Source organism: Sulfurimonas hydrogeniphila, assembly GCF_009068765.1.
GTDB lineage: Bacteria > Campylobacterota > Campylobacteria > Campylobacterales > Sulfurimonadaceae > Sulfurimonas > Sulfurimonas hydrogeniphila.
Genome location: NZ_CP035534.1, coordinates 571525 through 595683, shown reverse-complemented (window position 1 = coordinate 595683; position 24159 = coordinate 571525). Strand labels below are relative to the sequence as shown.

Sequence of the window (24159 nt, the reverse complement as noted above, 5' to 3'; positions counted from 1 at the left end):
AAGTAATAAAAGAGTGATATATTTTTGATAATTTTTTTGTAATGGGTATATCGGGAAAATTAATATTTCAAAGATTTATATTAGTTATAAAATAAAATTTTATAACTAATATATTATAATCAGATAATTATTTATTTTAAGCGAACACGGACAGACTGTTCATGAGCCGTTAATCCTTCTGTATTTGCAATCAAAGCGCACTCTTCTCCAATCTCATTGATAGCATTTTTACTGAATGAAATAATAGAACTTTTTTTCATAAAATTTTCAACACCAAGCGGTGAATAAAATTTTGCTGTACCCCCAGTAGGAAGCGTGTGGTTTGGTCCTGCAACATAGTCGCCTATAGCCTCAGGTGTGTTGTGTCCCAAGAAAATTGCTCCGGCATGCTTGATATACGGCAAAAGTTCAAAAGGGCTCATCGTAGCGACTTCAAGATGTTCAGGCGCTATTTTGTTCATCAGATCAACTGCTTCATCCATATCTTTTGTTACGATGATTGCCCCTCTTTCTTCTATGGATTTTCTGGCTATTTCCTGGCGTGAAAGTTTTGTTAGCCATATTTCAATTTCATCTTTTACAGCATCGGCCAGTTTTTGCGAGGGTGTAATCAAAATAGAACTTGCCATTTCGTCATGTTCTGCCTGAGAAAGCAGATCTATAGCCAAGTGGTTGGCATTTGCACTCTCATCTGCCAAAATACCTATTTCACTTGGCCCGGCTATCATGTCAATATTGACTTCACCGAAAACCATTTTTTTTGCAGTTGCCACAAAAATATTTCCGGGTCCTGTTATAACATCCACTTTCGGTATTGTCTCGGTTCCATACGCCATTGCGGCAATAGCACTTGCACCACCCACTTTATATACCTCACTCACACCACAAAGATGACAGGCAGCGAGTAAAAGCTCATTTGGTTCATTATCCGGTGTCGGCGTACAGATAATGATATTTTCAACACCTGCAACCTGCGCAGGAATAACATTCATAAGCAAAGATGAGGGGTAAGCTGCTTTTCCTCCCGGAATGTAGAGCCCTGCACTCTCAACCGGAGTCACCTGCTGTCCCAAAATCGTTCCGTTTGCTTCTGTATCAAACCATGATTTCGGTTTTTGCTTTTCATGATATGCTTTTATTCTGTCATAGGCAAGATGCAAGGCATCTTTAAGCTTTTTGTCAATATTTTCATAGGCTTTTTGCATAGATGCAGTCGTTATTTTCAAGTCTGCATCATTTTTTGGTGTCCAGTTGTCAAACTTACTGATATGTGATCGCAAAGCCAGATTTTTATCTGTTTTTATATCTTCAATAATATCATTTACTATACCGCTCACATGGGCAATATCCATCTTTCCGCGCGCTAAAAGTTCTTCAAACTTTCCATCAAAATCATTATCACTGGATTTTACAAATATCATTACTTTTTCACTCTCTTTTGATTTGTATTAAATTCTTTTTGCACTATCTCTAATGCCTGTAAAAACACATCTTTTTTTGCATATCCCAAAAGTGGCTGAAACATAGGATCACCGTTTGGTAACAAAAACCATATTCCCGGAAGGCCCGGAGTATTTTGTGCCAGTACAGCCGGAATATAATCTCTTTTGTCCGTCCATGAACGAACAGCAATAAAATTTTTATTTATCTTTTGCACAACTTTTTCATCTTTAAGTGTTGTTTTATCAAGAAGCAGACAGTATTTGCAAGAGTGACTTGAAATAATAAAAAGAACAGGTTTATGCTCTTTTTGTGCCTGAACCATCCCTTCTTGATAGTCTTTTGCCCAGTGTATCTCATCAGCCATCAGAGATGTTGTGAATACAAATGCCAGTACCAATAATAATTTACCCATGTTTTTTTACCTTTTTTAAGAGTTCTTTTGCACATTCCTGTGCTGATTTTCCAGTAACATCTATGATGATATCTGCCAACTTCAGATACTGAGGTCGTCGTTCATCATAAAGTTTTTTTGCTTTTTTCAAATCAGCAAGCAACGGTCTTTTTTTCAATTTTCTTGTTGCATTGGGGTGTTCTTTTAATCGTTTAATGATAGCATCAAAAGGAGAATCCAATAGAACAATTGTACCTATTTTTTGTAAATTTGTCTGTTTGTAGAAACCGCCGCCGGTAGAAATCAGCGTATCATGTACACTTGTTTCCAGCCATTTTGCAACCCGTTTTTCCAGTTTTCTAAAATACTCTTCACCGTTTTCTTCAAATATCTTTTTAATTTTTCTGTTTTCCATGCTTTCTATAATGTCATCAGTGTCTATCGTCATATACGAAGAATATTTGAGCGCTTCGCGCGCTATACTTCCTTTGCCTACACCCATGAAACCTATCAGTACAATGTTTTTCATTTGATATCCCATACAAATTTAAAATGATTTTATCATATTTAGCATAAAAGTTTTCCATTTATCAACTGTTGGTATAATATCTTCTTTAAAAAATCAACAGTAGGTTTATTATGAAAAACAAAAAGTTTATCACTCTAGGATTTGCATCGGTTGCGACATCAATAGCGCTTATGCTTTCTTCTTCTTTATTTGCAGAGAGTTCCATAAAAGATGCACAGGCTTCTAGACTTCAGGCTTTGGAGAAATTCACGAAAGTCATCAGCATAGTACAACAATATGATGTTGATGATGTAACGATAGAAGAGCTTATAGACAAAGCACTTGACGGTATGATGAAAAATCTTGATGCCCATTCAAATTATCTGACAGAAAAAGATTACAAACGATTAAAAGTACAGACAGAAGGTGAATTTGGCGGTCTGGGAATTACTGTTGGTATGAAAGACGGTGCACTCACAGTTATATCCCCTATTGACGGAACACCGGCAGACAAAGCAGGGCTCAAAGCAGGTGATATAATTTTAAAAATTGACGACAAATCTACTATTGGCATGACTATAGATGAAGCGGTATCCCTTATGCGGGGAAAAGTCGGAGAACCTATTGATTTGCTCATCGTCAGAGAGGGAGAACTCAAGCCTCTTTCTATCCATATTGTCCGTGATATAATCAAAATAGAATCTGTACACGCAAAAGTAATAAATAATGATATTTTATACATACGCGTTGCCAGTTTTGACAAAAAAGTTGTAGAAGATGTTACGAAAGAGATAAATAAACGCAAAGCTTCCACTAAAGGTATTATTTTAGATTTAAGAAACAATCCCGGCGGATTACTTGACCAGGCAGTAGGTCTGGTTGACTCTTTTGTAGACAGCGGCGTGATAGTTTCCCAAAAAGGAAGACGAAAAATTGAAAACAAAACCTACAGCGCTCATGCCTCAAACACTCTGACAAAGGTTCCTTTGGTTGTTTTAGTCAACGGGGGAAGTGCCAGTGCCAGCGAGATTGTCAGTGGGGCTCTGCAAGACCACAAACGCGCTGTGCTCGTAGGAGAAAACACTTTTGGCAAAGGAAGTGTACAGGTTGTCCTGCCTATTACAAAAACAGAAGCAATAAAACTTACTATTGCCAGATACTACCTCCCAAGCGGAAGAACCATTCAGGCGGTAGGCGTGAAGCCTGACGTAGTCGTTATTCCAGGTGAGCTTAAAACACATAAAAATGAGTTTGCCATAAAAGAAGCAGACCTGAAAAAACATCTGCAGGAAGAACTTGAAAAAGTTGACGGGAAAAAAGAAGAGACTAAAGAAGATAAAAAAGATAAAAAAGATATAATTACGCCAGAAATGCTCAACAAAGACATTCAACTCAAAGAAGCCGTTGACATCATAAAAGCTCTTGTTATAATGAAAGGATAAAAAACGTGAAAAAAAAAGAATTACTTTACGAAGGTAAGGCAAAAAAACTCTACGCGACAGAAGATGAAAATTTAGTCATTTCTGAATTTAAAGATGACTTAACAGCATTTAATGGCGAAAAAAAATCCAGCGAAGTCGGAAAAGGAGCACTGAACAATAAAATTTCTACAGAATTGTTCAAACTCTTGGAAAAGAATGGCATTCCTACTCATTTTGTGAAAATGCTTGATGACAATCACATGCTTCATAAAAAAGTTGATGTTATCCTCATAGAGGTCATTGTTCGCAATATTGCAACGGGAAGTCTTACCCGCAACCTTGGCATTGAAGACGGTACGGTTCTTCCTTTTACTCTTGTAGAATTTGACTACAAAAATGATGAACTTGGTGATCCTAAACTCAATGACCAGCATGCACTGATTCTTGGACTGGTTGATTTTCAGGATGAGCTTGACAAACTTCGCCGTATGGCTCGACAGGTAAATGATATTTTAAAGCCTTATTTTGCTCAGAAAGGTTTGAATTTAGTTGATTTTAAACTTGAATTCGGAAAAGACAAAGAGGGAAATATCATTCTCATTGATGAAATTTCACCGGACAACTGCCGTTTTTGGGACATACAAAGTGGTGAAAAAATGGATAAAGACAGATTCCGACAAGGACTAGGTGGCGTTACAGTAGCTTACGAGCAGGTATTAAACAGAATTTTAGGAAAATAACAAATGAAAGCAATAGTAAATGTATTTTTAAAAGCAGGCGTATTAGACTCGCAGGGAAAAGCTGTACATCATGCCCTTAACTCTCTGCAATTTGGTAATGTTGAAGATGTTCGTGTAGGCAAACAGATCATACTCAAAATTAATGAAACAGATAAAGAAAAAGCAATGTCTGATGTGACAAAAATGTGTGAAGATCTTTTGGCAAACACCGTAATTGAAGACTATACTATAGAGCTTGTATAATGAAAGTTTCTATTTTACAATTTCCGGGAACGAACTGTGAATATGATACACAGTATGCTTTTGAAAAACTTGGTGCGACAACACAGATAGTATGGCACAAATCTACAACAATACCCGAAGATACTGATTTGCTTGTAGTAGCAGGAGGATTTTCCTATGGTGATTACCTCAGAAGCGGTGCTATTGCGAAATTCAGCCCTGTTATGTCTGCAGTAAAAGAGTATGCAGAAAATGGCGGAAAAATTTTAGGTATTTGTAACGGTTTTCAGGTTTTAACAGAAGCAAGACTTCTTCCCGGCGCACTGAAGCGGAACGAAGGGCTGCACTTCATTTCAAAACATCACCATCTTCGTGTAGAAAACTGTGACAATGTTTTTTTAAAAAAACTGCATACCGGCGATGTTGTAAATATACCAATAGCACACCATGACGGAAACTATTACATAAATGACGAGGGTCTGGCAGAGCTTGAAGCCAACGGACAAATACTTTTGAAATACACTGACGCAAACGGTGAAATACAAAATCCTAACGGAAGTGTTGCAGGCATTGCTGGTGTTTGCAATAAAGAAAAAAATATTTTTGGCCTTATGCCGCATCCAGAACGCGCTATGGAATCTCTCTTGGGAAGCGATGACGGAATAAAAATGCTAGAAGGATTTTTAGCGTCGTGATCAAAGCACTTTTAATTGCTCTCATTTTCATCACATCACTTTTTGCAAATAAAGTGATTTATCTCAGCTATGATGAAATTCCGACAAGAGTTATTAAAGGTGAAATATTTCCCGTAACTTACAAAACACTCTCAACAGTAAAAAACTTTGATGATGTTTTGTATGAATTTTCAAATCATCAAGGTATCAAAATCCTTGATGAAGCACCCCAGAGAGTGCAAAAAGGAAAGTATTATTTTGATACTTTTCATATGCAGGCAACACAAAAACAGGCAAAACTTCCCGATATTGAAGCTTTTTTAATGGCACCCCATGATTACAACAGCACAACGCTTCAAGGTCCGAACCTTAATGTAATTACACTCAATCCCGGGGAAAACTTTTCCAATATCATAGCCAATAGTTTTACTGTTCAAGAGTATAAAACAACAGTGTATGACGATACACACAACATTGTTATATTTGTTGCCTCAGCACAAAACGCTGATCTGAATGAAATCCGTTTTAAACATGTATACAAGCAGGGACTTGAATCAATTTCCGGTAACTACAGGGAAGGGAAGATTATATATTTTGTTATTATTGACAAAAAAATAGAAAATTTTTCTTTTTCCTATTTTAATTTGCTTAAAAATGATTATGCTTTAGTCACGATCCCGATTATAGTCAATGATGACAGTGTTACCACACAAAGTGACTTGCGACCGCGAGACCAGTCACATGATACGATCAAGATGTATATAGCGGCTGCTGTGGCATTCTTAGGTTTTATTCTAATTCTTGTACGTCGTAAATATTTCTATCTGATTTTTATTATCATACCATTAATTTATATAATTTATCTGGCAATACCCCAGAAAAAAGTATGTATCAAAGAGGGTACACCTCTTTATCTGCTGCCGGTAGACAACTCTACTGTATTTGAAACAACACAAACACAATACCATTTAACGAAAGAAGGACAGGTGCGAAACTTTATAAAAGTAAAACTGAAAAACAATAAAATAGGCTGGGTGAAAAATGAAGATACTTGCTCATATTAGTTGGGCTTATGCCACGTTCATTATCTTTACAGGACTGACTTTTTCCATAATTTTATATCCGATTTTACCTCGTCCCTATGCAAGAAAAGCAGTAGCATGGTTTATCAGGATCACTACATTTTTTTCTACAACAGTCGAAGGAAAAGAAGACCCCGATGCACAAATGTTTTTAGTAAACCACCAAAGTGATTTGGATATCGGTATTTTGGAGACTGTTACAAATAAAGATATAACATGGGTTGCAAAAAAGTCTCTTTTTGATGTACCGTTTTTTGGTTTGGCAATGAGTATGCCAGAAGATATAGAAGTAGAAAGGGAGAGCAAAACATCTCTCATCAAACTGCTTCGTGCTGCCAAAGACAGGCTGAAAAAGAAAAGAGTCATTACAATGTTTCCAGAAGGCACACGTTCAAAAGGAGCCAAAATGCTCCCTTTCAAGTCAGGAGCCAAAGTCATCGCAGATCAATACAAGCTCAAAGTGCAGCCTATCGTTCTTATAGAGACTGCAAAGTGCTATGATCTGAAACGTTTTTATTATGTTCCCCGAAATATAAAAGTTGTTTTTCTTGACTCTTTTATTGCTGATAAAAATGATCCGGACTGGTTAAATGAACTAAGAAAAAAAATGCAAAAGGTATATGATCATGAGCTGGCAAACAATACTTGCAATAGGTAGCGGCGGATTTATCGGAGCAGTATTACGCTCATACATTAACGGGCTTATTTCCCACAGAGTACCGCATGAACTCCCTTTTGGGACACTTGGTGTCAACCTCATAGGAAGTTTTATTATGGGTGCGCTTTTGGCATATTTTATGTATTCAACTTTTTTAACACCCCATATGAAATCTTTTCTCTCAACAGGAATTTTAGGTGCATTGACCACCTATTCCACCTTTGCCATTGAAAGTTTTTTGCTTTTGGAAGGAGGGAGTATCGCGTTGGGGCTTTTAAATATGGCACTGAATGTTTTTGGAACAGTATTTATGGCGGGAAGCGGTTATTATCTCATCAACCATTTTTTCAAATCCTGATGACCTCATCTGCGCACCAGGATGCCAAGTCCATGTCATGGGTAATCAAAAGCATTCCCATTGAGTCAAGATTTTTTATAAGCATTTTCATCACTTCAAGCTGAATCACATTATCGAGTGCCGATGTCGGTTCATCCAGTAAGAGGAGTTGCGGTTGCATAAGCATAGCCCTTATGATAGATGCACGCTGAAGCTGTCCGCCTGAGAGTTCATGCGGCAGTTTTAAAAGCAGATCATACTCAAAACTCATATTTTCCATCAAACTGTTGAGATTATCCAAAGATGCCACATCTTTTATTTGGTGCAATAATGTATAACTCGGATGAAAGGAACTGTAAGGATCTTGAAAAATCTCAGACACCCTTGAAACTTTAATCGTACCGTTTTGTGGTTTGAGATTTCCGAGTATAAGTTCAAAAAGTGTACTTTTACCGGCTCCGCTCTCTCCGACTATAGCCTTTAACTCCCCCTGTTTTAAACACAGTGAAAAGTTTTCAAAAAGAGGCTTCTTATTTGTATAGCCAAAGCTTACATTTTTTATCTCTAAAACAGTATCTTGCAAAAATCAGCTCTCACTTTCTGCAGGATAGGCCTGTTCAAGTTTTTTATACAGCTCATCAGGAGTCACATCAGCGTGCTCTTCCCATATTCTTTTCATCACAACGTTATCTTCTTCACCCTTCCAGATTTTTATATAACTGCCCTCTTTGTATCCGTGATCCTGACGGAACTGATTGAGTATATTTTTTCCTACATAAAGACGATAAAGCGTCTCTAGATTCAGACCGCTCATACTGACCAAATCAAAAAATTCTGATACCAGTTCTTCTAAAGCAATGCTCTCTTTTGAGACAGCAATGCGTATAAGATTTTCAATTTTTTGCATCAAATCCTCCTGCGATGCAAATGCTGCAGCATCGGATTCTATGCCACCGAGTGCTTTCAAAGCTGATATGTCTATCGCTATATCTTCGATGCCGCCTTGTAAATTTTTACTGTATTCTTCTATTGCCAGGCTCATAATAAAATGCCAGACATCTATAACTTCAATCTGGTGATTTTGCCAGTCAGGCTCGACATCTATACTCTTCCAATGCTTCCAGCCAAAACTGTCCACCATCTCTGCGCACTCCATATATATACAGCGTTTCCAGTTAATAGACTTGCCGTTTTTTGTTATGCCTTTTGTCCACTCTTCACCATTGGTTGCATCGTTGAGCTGATTTTGCAGTTGCAGCATCAAAAAAATTTTATTATTCATCTGTTTCCTTTTAATCTGGAAGAAATTCATTTCTTTATTTTATCTAATATGCTAGAATTACTTACTTAAAGAGAGAGATTTATGAAAAGAATTAATTGTAGAAAATGTGAATACTATTATGTAACCTGGGAAGCATCAAAACCGCATGGATGCAAAGCGTACGGATTTAAATCCGTACAGATTCCCTCTATGGTGGTTTTAAACAGCAGTGGGGCTGATTGCTCCTTGTTTAAAGTGAAAACGGTTCGTAAATAATTTTTTTTCCAAAACCCAGTCTGTTATCAGTCAATTTAAAATAATGCACTTCTATTTGCCAGAGTTTGGGCATCATTGCCAATGCATACGGAAAGGTTTTAAAATAGAGTTTTTTCAAAGCACTGTTTTGCAGTTGCTTCATTTCCCCCCGAAACTGTAAACCCTCAATTTTTCCGACTTCCTGTGTTTCAAGTAAAATATTCCCTGCAATAAACGGATTTTTTAAAATATGCTTTACATGTAATGTCTCTTCACTGCTTGCTACGATAAAAGAGAGACTCTTCGTGTCATACGCATAAAAAAGGCTGCAAACGCTAAGTTGGTCCCTGTCTGTTGTTGCCAGGCTCATCACATGATGTTTTTGAATAAACGCAGTAATTTTTTTTAACTCTTTTTTCATTTAGTTTTGAAACATAAAATTTTCCAGTTTTTCCGGATCTGTTATATTGCGTTTATCGAGCATCATTTTTGCCGTTTCGTCCTGAACAAGTATTTCAAAGATTTCAAAAGGGTTTGTCATGTTATAATAACTCTTAATGAAATCAAGCAATATTGCGAAATTGTCATTTTTTGCTGTGTATCTTTTATACTCTTTATACTCATTCCAGTTTATATCAGCCACTTATTTTCCTCAATGCATTTTCAAGTCTTTGAACGACCTCTGCCATTTTAGCAGAGCTGAGCGCAAAATTCAAGCGCATAAACCCACTGCCTTCTCTGCCAAAACTGATACCGGGATTAAGTCCGAGTTTTGCTTCTTTGATAAAAAAGCTACGGAGCTCTTTGTCTTTTAAGCCCATACCGCGACAATCAATCCATGCCAGGTAGGTCGCCTCAATCGGTGTTACCTTCATAAAGTGCGGATACTTTTTTGCAAGTGCGCTCAGCATTGAATAGTTTTCATATAAATGAATTTTCAATGCTCTAAGCCACTCTTTTGCTTCTTTGTAGGCAGCTTCAAATGCTACATGTGACAAAGATGAGCCTTGGGCAAAATGCACTTTGTCATACGCTTTTTTAAATTTTTCCCGCAGCTCTTTGTTCGGGATGGCTACTGTGCTTATTGCAAAACCTGCCATATTAAAAGTTTTTCCTACGCCAATTGCGGTAAGTGTAATATCTTTTGCCCGTGAGCCTAATGCGGCAAACGGAGTATGTTTGTATGGTGCATAGACCAGATCAGCATGTATTTCATCCGCAAAAACGACAATATTATGTTGTAGACAAACTTCCAGTATCTGTTCAAGTTCCTCTTTTTTCCATACTCTTCCCACAGGATTATGAGGAGAACACAGCAGTAAAAGCTTTGTATTTTCATCAATTTTTGCTTTCAAATCTTCTATATCAAATTCATATTTTCCCTGCTTGTTACATGTAAGCGGATTTTTGACAAGTTTTCTGTTTAATTGCAAAACACTGTGGAAAAAAGGCGGATAGACAGGTGTTTGTACGATAACACCCTCTCCCTCTTTTGTAAAAGCCTCTATAGCAGTATGCATCGATGCTACAACAGAATGGGAATAGAACATATCTTCCAATGCAAAAGTAACATTATGCTCTTGTTTCATCCATGCAATCTGTGCCATAAATGCGGACTCCGGTACCTCTTCATATCCCATCACCGGATGTCGGAGTCTTTTTTTCACAGCATCCAAAACACACTGTGGTGTATCTATATCCATATCTGCTACCCATACAGGAAGGACATCCTGTGTACCGAAAAGCTGTTCTCTTAAAACATATTTTTCCGCATTGCTGCCTTCACGTTCACTGGCTGTATCAAAACTGTACTTCTTCAACGCTTTTTCCATACACTTACCTGTGAAACGGTATGTTGATATTTTCTTGCTGTTTCTTTTATGACAAACTCCAAATCTTCTACATGTAAAAGCTCAAATTTATCATGCAGAATATCTTTCAGGCGCTCTATTGTTCTGACTGCATTCCCGTTTTCATCTTTGTATCCGCCAAGCCAAAACTCTTTTTTTGTAGAGCTTTCCTGCCATGTATAGGGAGAGGTAAGCATCAGTATACCGTCGGCATTGAGTCTTTGGTCTACCGTGTCCAAAAAGAGTCTTGGGTTGTAAAGTCTGTCTATGAGATTCGTCGCCATTATCAAATCATACGCAGTGAAATCAGGCTTCAGGTTACAGGCATCTCCCTGCCAAAAAGAGACTTTCTCAGCCAACTGCTCATATCCCAAATCCTGCAGAGTCACTTTTTTATTGATACTGAGTTCACCCTCTTCCTTACATGTAAACGCAACATAGCCTGCTTCTTGTAATTTGGAACCGACCTGAATGAAACGTACAGAAAAATCTATACCCTCAACTTTGTCAAATGTTTTTGCAAGCTCGAAACTGGCTCTTCCTGTTGCACAGCCTAAATCCAGTGCTTTTGTTGTATTTGTTGCATATTTTACAGCAATTTTTGCACAGGCTATGGCAAAATTTTCAACACCAAAATGCGTGTCACCATACTGAAATTCACAATACTGTGAAACAAGTTCATCACTCTCATAGATATCTCCACGGTCATCTTTGCTGTTTTGTGTTATAACATAGCGAAAACCGGCATTTTGAAAAAAGTGTTTTCTAAATGCATACCGAGAGTGTTTCATGATTAGGTTTCCACTGCTGGCCCATGATGAACCGAGTATCATAGCATGCTTGTCATCAAAAGTAGGCACAGAAAAGTCGTCATAGGCCGCATGCACTTCAAAACCTTTAAAAGGGCGTATCGGTGTTCTGCTCCACTGCCATACATTTCCTATAACATCATAAATCCCGTTAAAACCGAACTCATCAACAGGACAGGAGGAAGCATAATGATAAAAATTGATATTTGCACGACTCTCATGCAGGGCAGGAACATCTTTAAGATTGGCTTTTTTATATATCAACTCATATTCTGCCTCACTTGGAAGGAGATACTCTTTATTCTCTTTTTTGCTTTTGTATCTGCAAAATGCTTCTGCCTCAAGAGCATTCACATCTACAGGCCAATCTTGCGGCATATCTATAATCTTGCTCAACGCTCTGTACTTAAAGACTCCGTTTTCTTTGACCCAAAAATGAGGATGCTTTGCATTGGATTTTTCTAAAAACACCAACCCTTCTTCATCCCAGTACTCTTTTGTCTCATATCCGCCGTCATTGACAAACTCCATAAATTCGCCATTGCTGACAAGAAATTTACAAACCTGAAAATCTTTAACAACTTCTTCATAGCTGCCATATTCATTATCCCATCCATACAGATGATGATTCTTGGCTTTTCCCAGAGTAACTGTATCGCCCTTGAGTGTTATCATCTCATTTTGAGGCGCATCTGAAGAGTGTATACAGATATTGAATTCAGGAACATCTTTGATATATTCCAGAGGCATTTGACGATGCAGCACCAAAGATGTCTCTATGTGAATGCGCTCATGCTCTATCCCCATCAGTATAATCCACATTGGTGAGTCCTGTTTTATCGGTAAGCTAAACTCCAACTGCATGATCAATCTGTCCACCAGTTTTCGCACAGCATCCCGGTAATTTTTCACTGCAGAGACTTCAGGCCACCTGTAGCGTGACTCGTCCAGATCATCCCAACGCATTTCATCCACGCCTACAGCAAACAGAGACTCAAATTCAGGATTTATTCTTTCATAAATTATTTGCATACTTACAAGTCTGTTTACAAAAAAGGTCGCTGTATGTCCAAAATAAAATATCATTGGATGACGGGTCGGTTCGCTTTTCTTGTAAAACACAGACTCATCTTGCAACAATTCAAAAACTTTTTCAAACAGATCAAAGGTATTATGGAAGTACTCGCGTATCTCTTTGCGTTTTTTCTCAATATTTTCTCCATCAAGTGTGACCGGGTACATACTTAGTTTACTCAATATTTTTCCTTTTTCTATTTATCATGGCTTATGTTATAATCATTATATGAAATTTTATCAAAGTAAATTATTAAACAACTACTCAAAACTCACACATGCCTTTACATGTAAGGAAAGCGGGAATTTAGCCTTTCATGTTCAGGATAATCCAAAAAATGTACTGCAAAATCATAAAACTTTGGCAAAAAAGCTCCATTATGACTATAAAGCACTTGTACACATGAAACAGATTCACTCAAATATTGTAAAAACAGTTGATAAAAACGACAACTTTTTCAATCCTCCTACCTGTGACGCAGTGATTACAAATAAAAAAAACACCCCTCTGCTGGTAATGGCAGCCGACTGTTCTCCGATCCTTTTTTATGATCCCAAACAAAATGTCATTGCTGCAGCACATGCCGGCAGAGCAGGAGCCTTTGAAAATATTGTTCAAAATGTTCTTAACAGTTTTGTCAGGAGTTTCGCATCTGATATGAAGGATCTTCTAGTCACCGTCGGACCTGCAATATGTCAGAAATGTTATAAAATAAATGAACAGATTTACAAAGAGGCAAAAGAGAAAGAAGTCAGTTATGCTGTTGATAAAAAAGGAAAGAAATTCTACCTGGATATCAGAGCAATACTCCAGAAACAGTTCTGTGCAGCAGGTGTTTTAGCCAAGAATATTGAGATATCAGATATTTGCAACTGTTGTCATTCTGACAGATTTTATTCTTACAGAAAAAACAACCCTACCGGAAGATTTGCAGGGATTATTATGCTTTAAATTTCATAAAAATATGTTGCATATGCCTTGTCAAGTTCAGAGAGTTTTACATGAAAAACAGCACGGACTTTCTCCTGAATATCTTTCCAAAAAGAGTCCAGCACTACACTTGCTCCAACATTTTGCCCTACTACAAAAAGTTCTCCTTCCAAGGCTTCTACAATATCTAGAACGATAATATTAGAAGCATCTGTGGCCAGTTTATACCCTCCGTTTACACCTCTTATACTTACAACAAAGCCGTGCTTTTTCAAGCTTGAAAGAATTTGTTCAAGGTAACCGTGCGAAATTTGCGTCATCGCAGCTATCTCTTTTATCTGCATCAGCTTGTTTCTGGGAGAATTGTACAACGCATGCATTGCTGCAACGCCATACAGGCTTTTTGTAGACACGCCTACCATTACATAAATCTTTTATATAAATAATACATTTTGCATCCCAGACAGTAGTTAAAAGCAACTTCCAAAAACAGACATACAAGAAAAACACCACTCATAATATAAAACAGCATTTGTGCATGCAATAGATCAAATAATACTATAAATACTAAAAATATCAACCCAAAATATGTAGCCAGTCTTTTAGCTGCAGCATCTTCAAATTTACTCTTTACATGTAACAGCTCTTTAGTTCTTGCAGACAGGAAGTACAAAGGGCTGTAGTTTTTGTTAATAAAAAGTCTTATCATAAAATCTGCAATTAAAAAAAGCACAATACCCCTGTATGATGTACTAAGATAAAGACTGAAAAGCAGTAAAATATAAGATGCATTAATTCTGACAATATTTGCATCAACTTTGATAAATGATATAGGACAGGACTTTTGACTCATGCCGACTCCTTGTATTGATTGCTGGAATAATAATAAAGAAGTCGTTTAAAGTCAAGTAAACATAGTAGATTACTAAGGTTTATGGTTTGTGACTTTTTTTGCCAGTTGTTCAGGCAAGAGTTCTAAAGACTCTTCTACAACTCTTGTATTGCCGTGTGTGATAAATGCATCCTCGTATTCAAAGGATACAACGGATATATTTAAAATATTCTCCTTTGCCAAAAACTCTAAAATTGCAGAGCCGACACCGCCATACTTTGCCGTATCTGAAAAAACAAACCATTTGTTATACCTGTTTGACAAATCTTTGAGCATCTCTTCATCAAGCGGTTTTACAAAACGTAAATCGAGAATACTTACATCTTCTTTCATGTATTGTGCTGTTTGATATGCCCGTCCGACACCATTTCCGTAACCGATAAAAAGAATATTGCTCTTTGCCGTCTGTAAAAGCTGGGATTTTCCAAGTTCAAAAGGTGCAGACTCAGGCAAATCAGTTTCTGTAAAAGAACCCCTGGGATAACGCAAAGAACACGGATGCTCATATTTTGCGGCAAAACCCATTGCCTGATGAAAACTCTTCTCATCTCTAGGTGCAAACAGTGTCATATTTGGAATAGTCCGCAAATAACTGACATCAAATACACCCTGGTGGGTTTCTCCGTCTTCTCCAACAATTCCGGCACGGTCAAGTGCAAATACAACAGGCAGATCCATCAAGCAGGTATCGTGAATTACCTGATCATAGGCACGCTGCAAAAATGTAGAATAAATACTGCAAAAAGGTTTAAATCCCTCTTTTGCCAGTGCTGCCATAGAAGTCACGGCATGCTGTTCTGCAATAGCCACATCCCAAAAACGTGTCGGATATTTTTTTATAAGCTCACTTAGCCCTGTACCGCTTGGCATTGCTGCTGTAACACCGACGATCTTCTCATTTTTTTCACACAAAGAAAGAAGAGACTCGGTATATATCTGTGTAGCGCTTTTTGTTGCGGCTTTTTTGGCAGAACTTCCGCTGGAGAGATCAAACGGACCGACACCATGCCATTTTTCTTCTTTGCCTTCTGCAATTTCATACCCTTTCCCTTTAAGAGTCTGTGCATGAATTATAACCGGTTCGTTTAATTTTCTTGCCGTTTTGAGTATCTCTACAAGTTGTGCAATATTGTGCCCGTCTATTGGACCTATATAGTTAATCCCCATCTCTTCAAAGAGTATGCCCGGAGTAATGAGCTTCAAAGATTCTTCCATGCGCTTTGCAATATATCTGGCACCGTCACCAAAGTTGTCGACAAAACTCTCCGTATTTTTTTTAAATCTTTGGTAAAAAGGAGATGCCATGGCAGAGCTGAGCATTCTGCTGATTGCACCAATAGGTTTTGCTATGCTCATCTCATTATCATTTAAAATAATAATCATCGGGTACTTTCTCTCACCCAACTCATTTAACGCCTCATACACCATACCTGCCGTCATAGAACCGTCACCGATAAGCACCACGGGAATACGTTCATTTTGCTGACCTTTAAGCGCTATGGCTTTTGCAGCCCCGACTCCCAAAGATATTGAAGTGGAACTGTGTCCTGCCACAAAATAGTCATCGCTGCTTTCGCTTGGTTTTGTATAACCGCATATTCCGTTAAACTGTCTGAGTGTATCAAATTCTTCCCATCTTCCTGTAAGCAGTTTGTGGGCATACGCCTGGTGTGATACATCAAAGATAAAAGGATCCTTTTGAGAATCAAATACTTTATGCATTGCCACAATTATCTCTGTAGCCCCGAGAGTAGAACTCAAATGTCCGCCATTCTTACTCACAACTTCCAAAATTCGTTTTCTTATATCTTCACTGAGAGCTTCAAGCTCTTTAATACTTTTCTCTTTTATATTCATTCTACTCACTTAAAGCTGCCTTTTTTACTCTCTCAAATCTTTTTGATATTTGTGCATCAATATTGCCTGCATCACTCAAAACTATAACACCGCCTTCACTTACTGCACTTTCAGGCAAAACTTTTACATGCTCAAGTTTGGTAAAATGTTCTGCGATAGCGCTGTGATCTTTTGGATTGACCTTCAGTGTTATTTTAGAAGCATTTTGTAATTCCTGTATCAACTCATCACTGAGTTTTTTAGCAATCTGTGAGGAATTTTCACTGACTTCAATCTGTACAACCTCTTTTGCAATGTCTATGGCCGCATGCAGCAATTCGTTCTTTATCCCTTCTAAAGCTTTTTCAAATTCACTCGCACTCTCTTCAAGTTTTTGTATGGAGTTTGTCAAAAGCTCGAGTTTACTACGCAGTGTTTTGTCGATCTCTTCTCTTGCTTTTGCCTCTCCGGCCTTCAAGCCTTCAGCAAAAGCCTCTTCCCTGGCTTTTTTCAGTTCTTCTTGAAACTCTTCTTCTTTGGCTTCGAGTCTCATTTGCAATTTTATAAAGTTTGATGACATTTCATCTGTTTTTTTCATTAAAGACTCTATAAGCGAATCTTTTGAACTCGTACTCAGAGCACTCGAATCAACATCCGAAGCTCTTGCCTTTGGATTGTCTTCTTGTGTAAATACCTTGTTTTCTTTTTTTTGCTCTTCTTTTGAGCCCATTGCAATAACTTTAAAACTGTATTTTTGCACATTATGCTCGTTAATTTCATTTTCAGATATTATAGTTGCCATTTTTTACTCTATCATCTCTTCGCTGGAGCCCATTTGGATAGTTCCCGCTTCAGCCAACTGATTGACCACTTCCACAATTTTTCTCTGAGCCGCCTCAACATCTTTCATTTTGACTGCTCCCAGGAACTGCATCTCTTCTTCAAAGGCTTCTCGAGCCCGCTCACTCATTGCAGAGAAAAACTTCTCTTTTAACTCTTCCGGAGCAGATTTGAGTGCCAGCATCAATTCTGCTTTGTCTACAGCCTTTAAAATCTCTGCAATAGAATTCTTGTCCAAAGTCACAATATCTTCAAAAGTAAACATCATCTCTTTAATCTGTGTTGCCAACTCTTCATCGACCTGCTCAATATTTGCCAAAGTCGCTTTAGAGCTTTTTGCACCAAGGCGGTTAAAGATATCTGCAACCGCACGTGTTCCGCCAACTTCTACTTTATAAGAAGCAAGCGATTCAAGTTTTGATTCAAGAACAGCAGAAACCCGTTTGATAACCGAAGGGGAAATGTCTCCGAGTTTTGCCATACGCATCGCAACTTCACTTCGCAAATCATCCGGAAAATACTGCAATGTGTCGGCAGCCTCAGTAGGGTCCATATGTGCCAAAATCAAAGCAATTGTTTGTGGATGTTCATTGATAATAAAGTCTGAAAGCTGTTGTGGTTTGATTTTTGAAAGATAGGCAAAGTTTTGTGTATTTTGCATGCTTTTTGAGAGTTTGTCTAAAATCTTTTTTGCCTCTTCGGGACCGAGTGTTCTGTAGAGCAGTTCTCTTGCATACTCCATACCGCCTGATGTCATATACTGACCCGACTGAAATATCGCATGAAACTCTTCTAAAACAGCAGTTGCTATTGCCTTGTCAATAGTTCTGTTTGCTGCAATATATTTTGATATTTCAGTAATAGCCTCAACACCCATATTTGAAAATATTGCCGCTGTTGCGTCTTCACCCAACTGCAGCAGAAGTATGGCAATTTTTTCTGCCATACTCATTTCATCAAGTGCGGCCTGTTGCTGCTGTGTTAAAGTAGCCATACTTACTTCCTCTCTTTAGATGGAACTTCAGACTCTTCACTCAAAAGAGCCTCCAGCAAAGAAGCCACCTCTTCAGGTCTATCCTCCGCCATAGTTTTTACTTTTTCCAGGATAACCTCATGTTTGAGGTCATCTTCATTAAAATTACTTCCCATACCAAGTTGCTCTTCAACTTTTTTACGCATTTTTTGTACTTTTTCGACCAAATCATCGCCCTCTTCTTCATCCAGTTCCAGTGAAGGCGCAACAAGTTCTTCTTCTTCTTTTGACACTTCAAGCATCTTATCCGCAAACGGAGCAATGACTTTTTTGTACAAAACAAACAACAGGATAAACACAAACAGATATTTCAGCAAACCGGAAAATGGAGCCAAATATGTTTCACTGAATGCAATAGCTTTGTTGACTCCCTGAGCCCCTCCGCTTACAGATGCTCTTTCAAACTGCAAATTTTGTACACTGATTTGATCGCCTCTTTTAGGATCAATACCGATAGAACGACTGGCAAGAGAGGTTAAGGCATTTATGTCCGCAGCATCCAAAGGCACATACTCCATCTCATCAGTTGGATTCCCCTCTTTGTCCAGTTTTGGTTTGTATTTTCCGTCAACGACAACTGCAGCCGTTATCCTTTTGATTCTTGCAAACTGACTCTTTGTAGTGCTGACGGTTTTTCCGACTTCATAATTCGTTGTGCCGGAGTTTTTTGAATATTTCTCCACCATTTTATTTGAGGCAAGTCCCTGTACCGGACCAATGTTGCTTACCGTTCCAGGAACGCCTCCGACTTCTTTTGGGGCACTTCCTTCTCTTTTTTCTTCATTAACCTGTTCGCTTCGCACAACATTTTCAGGATCATATTTTTCGGAAGTAGAGTTTTTTTGTGAAAAATCAAATTCTATGGTTACCTGTGCCACAACCTTGTCACTGCCGCCTACAAAAGGTGCGATGACATCAATGATTTTTTCCTGCTTTTTTTTCTCTTCTTTTATTTTATATTTTTGCTGAGCAATAGAGAGTTCACTCATCTGCGCCATTTCATCGTCATCACCAAGTGTTACGCCGTCACTGTCAATCAACATTACATTAGAAGGTTTTAGTTTTGGCACAGCTGCTGCGACAAGATTTTTAATTCCCCTGATTTGCTTGGAAGTAAGCATCCTTCCCTCAACCAGCTGCACCATTACAGAGGCTGTCGGATCAACCTGTTTGGAGACAAAAAGAGTCTCTTTCGGCAGAGCAAGGCTCACTGTTGCTTTTTCTACAGGTGAAAGTGCACTGATAGTACGGGAGAGTTCACCTTCCAATGCGCGCAGATGCTTGATTTTTTGATCAAAATTTGTAGCACCGAATTCCTGTTTGTCAAAAAGTTCAAATCCCACGCCTCTGTTTTTTGGAATACCCAAAGAGGCAATAGAAATCCTCTCTTTGTACACAATATCACGAGGCACTTTGATAACATTGTTTGCTTCAATTTTATAAGGAATATTATCTTTATCAAGCTGTTCTACAACTTTTGCAGCTTCAGAGGGTGTCAGAGAATCAAAAAGTACTTCATATCTGTCAAGTGAGGTTTTTTTAGCAGTAAAAACAACTAAAAAAATCAAAAAAGCAACAATACCTATTACAGCAGCTGCTATAATCATTTTTTGCTGTTTTGTAAGTTTTGCATACAAAACTGATAATTGCGAAAAAAGTACTTTAAAATCCATCAACTTCCCATCTTAAATTTTATAATAACAGTGATGCAAGTTCAAAAAAACGGCTGTTTTGCTCTTTTGTTCCGACAGTTACACGAATTGCATTCAACCCATAACCACTTAAATCCCGTACTATCATTCCTTTACGCAATAAAGCATTAGAAATTTCTGTCGAATTTTGTGTGTTATTCAGGCATAAAGTAACAAAGTTTGTATAACTCTCTATTATATCTATTTTTTGCTCATTTGCAAACTCTTCATAGCGTTTCATCTCCTGGAAATTTAAAGCGATACAATTATTTACAAATTCCTCATCTTCAAGTGCAACACTGGCAGCTTCAAGCGACAATGTCGTTATGTTAAAAGGCGGTCTCAGTTTATACAGTTCTTTTATAATATTTTCTGACGAAATACCATACCCGACACGCATGCCTCCAAGTCCGTAGGCTTTTGAAAAAGTACCCAGATAAATGACATTTTCAAATTTTTCAACCAACTCTTGAGGCATGATTTTTTTACTTTTGTCTTTATATGCAGCATATTCCATATAGGCACCGTCTACAACAACCAAAGTATCATTGTCGATTTTTTCTATAAACTTCATCAATTTGTCTGCATCTATTGCATCCCCTGTCGGGTTATTCGGTGTGCACAAAAAAATTATCGCAGGATTTGTCTCTTTATAAAGCCCATAAAATTCATCTAAATCATGCTCCTGTGATGCAGTTCTCACAATCTCTGCCCCGACATGTTTCGCATAAATCTCATACATTGCGAAAGTCACACTGTTCATCAGTATTTTGGAATTTTCATCAGCTTTTGCATGCATAATAAATTCTATAACCTGGTCACTTCCGCTGCCGATAATAAGATTTTTGTGCTCTGTTGCATATTTTTTTGTTAACGCATTTTTAAGTTTAAGCATACTGTCATCAGGATAAAGTGCCATATTCGGTAGAATTTTTGCCACGGCACTTTGTACTTTGGGGGAGCATCCATACGGATTTTCATTTGAAGCAAGTTTTACAATATCTTTTGGTTCTATGCCGAATTCACGTACGACAAGTTCTATAGGCTTGCCCGCCTCATAAGTTTTGATATTTTGTAGTTTTTTATTAAATTTCACTCTTCACCCTTTACGTAACTTCCAAGCCAAGTGACTTCGTCTTTATGTTTCTGTATGACTTTTTGAATCTTTTCCTCATCTATATGACCATAAAAGTCTATATAAAACCAGTAGCCAAAACCACCTTTGTCTCTTGAGGGACGAGACTCAATTTTTGAAAGATTTATCTTCTCTTCTTCAAAATCCTGTAAAAAACGCACCAGAGAACCAGCTTCAACAGCGTCTTTTAATCGTACCAGTATCGAAGTTTTATCATTCTCGCTGACAGAATTTTTAAAATCACTTAAAATGACGAAACGCGTTGTATTGTCTATGGCATCTTCAATGTTTTCAAACAGAGTAGGAAGTCCATACAGTTTTGCTGCAATATGAGAACATATTGCAGCCGAATTTGGCTCACGTGCCGCCAAAATGGCTGCTTTTGCCGTCGATTCTACCGGGATCAGTTCAACATTGATCAAACCATGTTCATTTAAAAATTCCCGACACTGCCCAAAGCCTTTGTCTTTTGAGTAGATTTTTGTAATATCCTCAAGTTTTTCCGCCTTTGTTGCAAAAGACATGTGTATCGGCATATAAAGTTCTGCAACAATTTTCATAGGACTTTTTGCAAGCAGATCAAGTGTCTCTCCAACAATTCCGTCACGGGAATTTTCAATAGGCACAACTGCAAATTTGGCACGGCCGGATTCAAGTGTTTTAAATACAGAAGCGATAGAATTTAACGAAAGATAGTCACTCATAGCCCCAAAACGGCTCTCAGCCGCCTGATGCGTAAAACTCCCTTCAGGCCCCAAATAGGCTATACGTTCCGGCAGTTCCAAATTTCTTGCCACAGCAAAAATTTCTAAAAATATTGCTTCTATCGCTTTGTTATTTAACAGTCCGCCCTCTTTTTCATTCAAAGAAACCAGTCTGTCAATAATTGCTTTTTCACGTTCTGGTCTATAGATTGCGCCACCGGTCTCTTTTTTGATTTCTCCGACTCTCTGGACAACTTTCATACGCTTATTCAACAGTGTAAGCATCTCATTGTCGATCGCATCTATCGCTTCTCTACAGTCATCTAAAGTTTTCATTATTGCTCCATCTTGTGGCGGATTAAAATATCCTGCATATTTTTATATATAAAATCGGGGATATTTGCTTCTTTTAAAAAAGGGACAATTTCCTCGGCACTTTTATATTTTCCGCTTGTTACAAAGAGTGTTTTCATACCAAGCTCTTTTGCTCCGCCCAAATCACCTTTTACATCATCACTGATAATAGTTATGTTTTGAAAATCTGCGGCAGGATTTTGTCTTTTAATTCTTTTAAGTGCTTCATTGTAAAATGCCTGACTTGGTTTGCCTACAACATCATAAGAACAGCTTGTCGCGAATTCAAGCATCTTCAAAATCGCACCTACTCCAGGGTAGCGCCTGTTGTTTTTTGCATAAATAGATGTCTCATGCATACCGACAAGTTTCGCACCATCAAGTAAAAAATCTATCATTTGTGCATATTCATCCGCAGAAAAATCCTCTTTTATGGCAATCAGTACGGTTTTGGGGTTTGTGTAGTCAAGTTTGTATCCCATGCTTTGCAGTGTTTGTAAAAACTCTTTTGCACCATATGCAGCCACAGCCTCTTTTTCGACACGGGATTCCAGAAGCATTAAAGGATCAAGGTACTTTGTCGCGTCAAATTCAAAACCCAGTCTGTTTAGATATGCCAAAAAATTCTGTGATGCTTTTTTTGTATTATTTGTTATGATCATATAAGGAATATGCTCACGATTGAGCATTTGTATAAACTCCCTGCTTCCATCTATTGGAGATTTGTCTTCATCACTGATAAGCGTTCCCTGCACATCTATAAAATACATTTTAGTCTACTAAAAATTCTTGTTCTAGACAGATAAGATCTTCAAAGCACTCTCTTTTTCTGATAAGTCTTGCTTTGGAGTTTTCAACAGCGACTTCCGCACTTCGTCCACGTGTATTGTAATTGCTCCCCATTCCAAATCCATAGGCACCGGCACTGTGAATCACAAGCAAATCATTTCTCTTTAGCTCCGGCAGAGGATAGTTTTTCGCAAAAAAGTCACCGCTTTCACACACCGGACCGACTATGTCTACTTCTCTCACCGGACCATTATTGTCTGTAATTGCTTCTATCTTATGATATGCATTATAGAGTGACGGACGCAGCAGATCATTCATTGCACCGTCAACAACAACAAATTTTTTATCACCATTTTGTTTTTCATAGAGAACTCTCGTCACAAAGTATCCTGCATTTGCCGTCAAAAACCTGCCCGGTTCACAAAGAATCGTCAAATCAAGTGCCGTAAGTGTTCCTAAAATTGCCTGTGCATAATCATATGGTTTTATCGTCTCTTCATTATCATATTTGACGCCAAGTCCGCCACCAACATCAAAAAACTTCAACTCTATATCAATAGCCTGCAGTGAACGCACCAAATCTGCAACTATTTCGGCAGCTTCTCTTATCGGCTGCAATTGTGTCAGTTGTGAGCCTATATGAAAATGAATACCGACAGGGTCCAAATATTGAGAATTTTTAGCCTTGATATACATACGTTTAGCACTTGAGAGATCCACACCAAATTTATTGTCATGCAGTCCGGTAGAGATATAAGGATGTGTCTGCGGGTCAATATTGGGATTCACTCTGATACTTATGCGTGAAGGCTTGTCCAGTCTCTCTGCAATAGCCTCAACCCGATCAAGCTCCGCTTCGCTTTCAACATTGATATATAAAATATCTTTTTCTATCGCTTCACGTATCTCCTCATCACTTTTGCCGACACCAGAAAATATAATTTTATATGCGGGAATTCCTGCCAAAAGAGCACGACGCACTTCACCGATAGAAACACAGTCAGCACCACTGCCCATTTTTGCAAAATGACGAACAACACTTAAATTTGAATTTGCTTTTACTGCATAAGCAATAATAGACTTACGTCCCCTGAATGCTTCTTTTAACTCTGTATACTGTGCGGACATATAATCAAAATCATATACGTACAAGGGTGTTCCATACTCATCTGCCAATGCTTTAAAATCAATCATAAAAATTCCAAATATTTTTTAGATAATTTTATCTA

At 38.0% G+C, this 24159-nt stretch carries 28 protein-coding genes; 9 read left to right on the top strand and 19 right to left on the bottom strand.

Features of this window, described 5'->3' with window-relative positions:
• Positions 1-131: 131 nt before the first annotated feature.
• The 3 genes from hisD to ETP70_RS03170 are packed head-to-tail and all read right to left on the bottom strand — an operon-like array spanning position 132 to position 2363.
• The gene (hisD, locus tag ETP70_RS03180) at positions 132-1421 is read right to left on the bottom strand and encodes a histidinol dehydrogenase (protein ID WP_151899822.1); all 1290 of its coding nucleotides are present in this window, start codon (positions 1419-1421) and stop codon (positions 132-134) included.
• Positions 1421-1855: a thioredoxin family protein gene (locus ETP70_RS03175; protein ID WP_151899821.1), complete on the bottom strand. Its 435-nt coding sequence runs from the start codon at positions 1853-1855 to the stop codon at positions 1421-1423. The genes hisD and ETP70_RS03175 overlap by 1 nt, the downstream gene beginning before the upstream one ends.
• On the bottom strand, positions 1848-2363 hold the full coding sequence (locus ETP70_RS03170; protein ID WP_151899820.1) for a shikimate kinase: 516 nt from the start codon (positions 2361-2363) through the stop codon (positions 1848-1850). Before ETP70_RS03170 ends, ETP70_RS03175 begins: the two co-directional genes overlap by 8 nt.
• 110 nt (positions 2364-2473) lie before the next feature.
• Here ETP70_RS03170 and ETP70_RS03165 point away from each other — a divergent pair, with 110 nt between their 5' ends.
• Genes ETP70_RS03165 through crcB form a run of 7 tightly spaced genes read left to right on the top strand, consistent with a single transcriptional unit; the run spans position 2474 to position 7497 of the window.
• Positions 2474-3784, top strand: a complete 1311-nt coding sequence (locus ETP70_RS03165; RefSeq protein ID WP_151899819.1) for a S41 family peptidase — start codon at positions 2474-2476, stop codon at positions 3782-3784.
• A 5-nt stretch (positions 3785-3789) separates the two neighbouring features.
• Positions 3790-4503 carry a phosphoribosylaminoimidazolesuccinocarboxamide synthase gene (gene purC / locus ETP70_RS03160; RefSeq protein WP_151899818.1) on the top strand — a complete coding sequence of 238 codons (714 nt, stop codon included), beginning with the start codon at positions 3790-3792 and terminating at the stop codon, positions 4501-4503.
• A gap of 3 nt (positions 4504-4506) precedes the next feature.
• Complete coding sequence (purS, locus tag ETP70_RS03155) at positions 4507-4746, top strand: phosphoribosylformylglycinamidine synthase subunit PurS (protein ID WP_151899817.1); 240 nt, start codon at positions 4507-4509, stop codon at positions 4744-4746.
• A complete protein-coding gene (gene purQ / locus ETP70_RS03150; RefSeq protein WP_151899816.1) occupies positions 4746-5420 on the top strand; it encodes a phosphoribosylformylglycinamidine synthase I in 675 nt (224 codons plus the stop codon). Before purS ends, purQ begins: the two co-directional genes overlap by 1 nt.
• The gene (locus ETP70_RS03145; protein WP_151899815.1) at positions 5417-6463 is read left to right on the top strand and encodes a hypothetical protein; all 1047 of its coding nucleotides are present in this window, start codon (positions 5417-5419) and stop codon (positions 6461-6463) included. Before purQ ends, ETP70_RS03145 begins: the two co-directional genes overlap by 4 nt.
• Positions 6441-7139: a lysophospholipid acyltransferase family protein gene (locus tag ETP70_RS03140; RefSeq protein ID WP_151899814.1), complete on the top strand. Its 699-nt coding sequence runs from the start codon at positions 6441-6443 to the stop codon at positions 7137-7139. The genes ETP70_RS03145 and ETP70_RS03140 overlap by 23 nt, the downstream gene beginning before the upstream one ends.
• On the top strand, positions 7108-7497 hold the full coding sequence (gene crcB / locus ETP70_RS03135; RefSeq protein ID WP_151899813.1) for a fluoride efflux transporter CrcB: 390 nt from the start codon (positions 7108-7110) through the stop codon (positions 7495-7497). The genes ETP70_RS03140 and crcB overlap by 32 nt, the downstream gene beginning before the upstream one ends.
• Here crcB and ETP70_RS03130 read toward each other — a convergent pair.
• On the bottom strand, positions 7487-8059 hold the full coding sequence (locus tag ETP70_RS03130) for an ATP-binding cassette domain-containing protein (protein ID WP_151899812.1): 573 nt from the start codon (positions 8057-8059) through the stop codon (positions 7487-7489). The two genes, crcB and ETP70_RS03130, sit on opposite strands and share 11 nt — an antisense overlap.
• Positions 8060-8062: 3 nt before the next feature.
• A complete protein-coding gene (locus ETP70_RS03125; protein ID WP_151899811.1) occupies positions 8063-8758 on the bottom strand; it encodes a dUTP diphosphatase in 696 nt (231 codons plus the stop codon).
• An 81-nt stretch (positions 8759-8839) separates the two neighbouring features.
• Here ETP70_RS03125 and ETP70_RS03120 point away from each other — a divergent pair, with 81 nt between their 5' ends.
• A complete protein-coding gene (locus ETP70_RS03120) occupies positions 8840-9013 on the top strand; it encodes a uracil-DNA glycosylase (protein WP_151899810.1) in 174 nt (57 codons plus the stop codon).
• On the opposite strand, the gene ETP70_RS03115 is transcribed toward ETP70_RS03120, so the two are convergent.
• From ETP70_RS03115 to ovoA, 4 genes are read right to left on the bottom strand one after another with little or no spacing between them, the layout of a single operon-like run.
• The gene (locus ETP70_RS03115; RefSeq protein ID WP_151899809.1) at positions 8988-9413 is read right to left on the bottom strand and encodes a pyridoxamine 5'-phosphate oxidase family protein; all 426 of its coding nucleotides are present in this window, start codon (positions 9411-9413) and stop codon (positions 8988-8990) included. The genes ETP70_RS03120 and ETP70_RS03115 overlap by 26 nt on opposite strands.
• Positions 9414-9635, bottom strand: coding sequence for a hypothetical protein (locus ETP70_RS03110; protein WP_151899808.1), 222 nt, complete (start codon positions 9633-9635; stop codon positions 9414-9416). It abuts the gene before it with no gap.
• A complete protein-coding gene (locus ETP70_RS03105) occupies positions 9628-10824 on the bottom strand; it encodes a pyridoxal phosphate-dependent aminotransferase (protein WP_151899807.1) in 1197 nt (398 codons plus the stop codon). Before ETP70_RS03105 ends, ETP70_RS03110 begins: the two co-directional genes overlap by 8 nt.
• Complete coding sequence (ovoA, locus tag ETP70_RS03100; RefSeq protein WP_151899806.1) at positions 10809-12908, bottom strand: 5-histidylcysteine sulfoxide synthase; 2100 nt, start codon at positions 12906-12908, stop codon at positions 10809-10811. Before ovoA ends, ETP70_RS03105 begins: the two co-directional genes overlap by 16 nt.
• A 46-nt stretch (positions 12909-12954) precedes the next feature.
• Between ovoA and pgeF the strand changes: the two genes are divergently transcribed.
• Positions 12955-13677: a peptidoglycan editing factor PgeF gene (pgeF, locus tag ETP70_RS03095; protein WP_151899805.1), complete on the top strand. Its 723-nt coding sequence runs from the start codon at positions 12955-12957 to the stop codon at positions 13675-13677.
• Here pgeF and ETP70_RS03090 read toward each other — a convergent pair.
• From ETP70_RS03090 to lysA, 10 genes are all read right to left on the bottom strand, one after another.
• Entirely contained in the window at positions 13674-14078 is a 405-nt protein-coding gene (locus ETP70_RS03090) for an RrF2 family transcriptional regulator (protein ID WP_151899804.1), read from the bottom strand. The genes pgeF and ETP70_RS03090 overlap by 4 nt on opposite strands.
• Positions 14078-14509 (bottom strand): DUF4395 domain-containing protein, encoded by a 432-nt coding sequence (locus ETP70_RS03085; RefSeq protein ID WP_151899803.1) that lies wholly within the window; start codon positions 14507-14509, stop codon positions 14078-14080. The genes ETP70_RS03090 and ETP70_RS03085 overlap by 1 nt, the downstream gene beginning before the upstream one ends.
• A 72-nt stretch (positions 14510-14581) precedes the next feature.
• Positions 14582-16405, bottom strand: a complete 1824-nt coding sequence (gene dxs / locus ETP70_RS03080) for a 1-deoxy-D-xylulose-5-phosphate synthase (protein ID WP_151901486.1) — start codon at positions 16403-16405, stop codon at positions 14582-14584.
• A 1-nt stretch (position 16406) separates the two neighbouring features.
• On the bottom strand, positions 16407-17186 hold the full coding sequence (fliH, locus tag ETP70_RS03075) for a flagellar assembly protein FliH (protein ID WP_151899802.1): 780 nt from the start codon (positions 17184-17186) through the stop codon (positions 16407-16409).
• A 3-nt stretch (positions 17187-17189) separates the two neighbouring features.
• Positions 17190-18218: a flagellar motor switch protein FliG gene (fliG, locus tag ETP70_RS03070; RefSeq protein WP_151899801.1), complete on the bottom strand. Its 1029-nt coding sequence runs from the start codon at positions 18216-18218 to the stop codon at positions 17190-17192.
• 2 nt (positions 18219-18220) lie between these two features.
• On the bottom strand, positions 18221-19930 hold the full coding sequence (fliF, locus tag ETP70_RS03065) for a flagellar basal-body MS-ring/collar protein FliF (protein WP_151899800.1): 1710 nt from the start codon (positions 19928-19930) through the stop codon (positions 18221-18223).
• Positions 19931-19949: 19 nt separating this feature from the next.
• Positions 19950-21044: a histidinol-phosphate transaminase gene (hisC, locus tag ETP70_RS03060; protein WP_151899799.1), complete on the bottom strand. Its 1095-nt coding sequence runs from the start codon at positions 21042-21044 to the stop codon at positions 19950-19952.
• Positions 21041-22123, bottom strand: coding sequence for a prephenate dehydratase (pheA, locus tag ETP70_RS03055; RefSeq protein ID WP_151899798.1), 1083 nt, complete (start codon positions 22121-22123; stop codon positions 21041-21043). Before pheA ends, hisC begins: the two co-directional genes overlap by 4 nt.
• On the bottom strand, positions 22123-22911 hold the full coding sequence (locus ETP70_RS03050; protein WP_151899797.1) for an HAD-IIA family hydrolase: 789 nt from the start codon (positions 22909-22911) through the stop codon (positions 22123-22125). The genes pheA and ETP70_RS03050 overlap by 1 nt, the downstream gene beginning before the upstream one ends.
• 1 nt (position 22912) lies before the next feature.
• Entirely contained in the window at positions 22913-24124 is a 1212-nt protein-coding gene (lysA, locus tag ETP70_RS03045; RefSeq protein ID WP_188110035.1) for a diaminopimelate decarboxylase, read from the bottom strand.
• Positions 24125-24159: the final 35 nt, after the last annotated feature.

What these genes read in the sequence shown, in the direction of transcription:
- hisD (WP_151899822.1), bottom strand. Translation starts at nt 1,421, where the DNA reads ATGATATTTGTAAAATCCAGTGATAATGATTTTGATGGAAAGTTTGAA.
- ETP70_RS03175 (WP_151899821.1), bottom strand. Translation starts at nt 1,855, where the DNA reads ATGGGTAAATTATTATTGGTACTGGCATTTGTATTCACAACATCTCTG.
- ETP70_RS03170 (WP_151899820.1), bottom strand. Translation starts at nt 2,363, where the DNA reads ATGAAAAACATTGTACTGATAGGTTTCATGGGTGTAGGCAAAGGAAGT.
- ETP70_RS03165 (WP_151899819.1), top strand. Translation starts at nt 2,474, where the DNA reads ATGAAAAACAAAAAGTTTATCACTCTAGGATTTGCATCGGTTGCGACA.
- purS (WP_151899817.1), top strand. Translation starts at nt 4,507, where the DNA reads ATGAAAGCAATAGTAAATGTATTTTTAAAAGCAGGCGTATTAGACTCG.
- purQ (WP_151899816.1), top strand. Translation starts at nt 4,746, where the DNA reads ATGAAAGTTTCTATTTTACAATTTCCGGGAACGAACTGTGAATATGAT.
- ETP70_RS03140 (WP_151899814.1), top strand. Translation starts at nt 6,441, where the DNA reads ATGAAGATACTTGCTCATATTAGTTGGGCTTATGCCACGTTCATTATC.
- crcB (WP_151899813.1), top strand. Translation starts at nt 7,108, where the DNA reads ATGAGCTGGCAAACAATACTTGCAATAGGTAGCGGCGGATTTATCGGA.
- ETP70_RS03125 (WP_151899811.1), bottom strand. Translation starts at nt 8,758, where the DNA reads ATGAATAATAAAATTTTTTTGATGCTGCAACTGCAAAATCAGCTCAAC.
- ETP70_RS03120 (WP_151899810.1), top strand. Translation starts at nt 8,840, where the DNA reads ATGAAAAGAATTAATTGTAGAAAATGTGAATACTATTATGTAACCTGG.
- ETP70_RS03115 (WP_151899809.1), bottom strand. Translation starts at nt 9,413, where the DNA reads ATGAAAAAAGAGTTAAAAAAAATTACTGCGTTTATTCAAAAACATCAT.
- ETP70_RS03105 (WP_151899807.1), bottom strand. Translation starts at nt 10,824, where the DNA reads ATGGAAAAAGCGTTGAAGAAGTACAGTTTTGATACAGCCAGTGAACGT.
- pgeF (WP_151899805.1), top strand. Translation starts at nt 12,955, where the DNA reads ATGAAATTTTATCAAAGTAAATTATTAAACAACTACTCAAAACTCACA.
- ETP70_RS03090 (WP_151899804.1), bottom strand. Translation starts at nt 14,078, where the DNA reads ATGGTAGGCGTGTCTACAAAAAGCCTGTATGGCGTTGCAGCAATGCAT.
- ETP70_RS03085 (WP_151899803.1), bottom strand. Translation starts at nt 14,509, where the DNA reads ATGAGTCAAAAGTCCTGTCCTATATCATTTATCAAAGTTGATGCAAAT.
- dxs (WP_151901486.1), bottom strand. Translation starts at nt 16,405, where the DNA reads ATGAATATAAAAGAGAAAAGTATTAAAGAGCTTGAAGCTCTCAGTGAA.
- fliH (WP_151899802.1), bottom strand. Translation starts at nt 17,186, where the DNA reads ATGGCAACTATAATATCTGAAAATGAAATTAACGAGCATAATGTGCAA.
- fliG (WP_151899801.1), bottom strand. Translation starts at nt 18,218, where the DNA reads ATGGCTACTTTAACACAGCAGCAACAGGCCGCACTTGATGAAATGAGT.
- fliF (WP_151899800.1), bottom strand. Translation starts at nt 19,930, where the DNA reads ATGGATTTTAAAGTACTTTTTTCGCAATTATCAGTTTTGTATGCAAAA.
- pheA (WP_151899798.1), bottom strand. Translation starts at nt 22,123, where the DNA reads ATGAAAACTTTAGATGACTGTAGAGAAGCGATAGATGCGATCGACAAT.
- ETP70_RS03050 (WP_151899797.1), bottom strand. Translation starts at nt 22,911, where the DNA reads ATGTATTTTATAGATGTGCAGGGAACGCTTATCAGTGATGAAGACAAA.
- lysA (WP_188110035.1), bottom strand. Translation starts at nt 24,124, where the DNA reads ATGATTGATTTTAAAGCATTGGCAGATGAGTATGGAACACCCTTGTAC.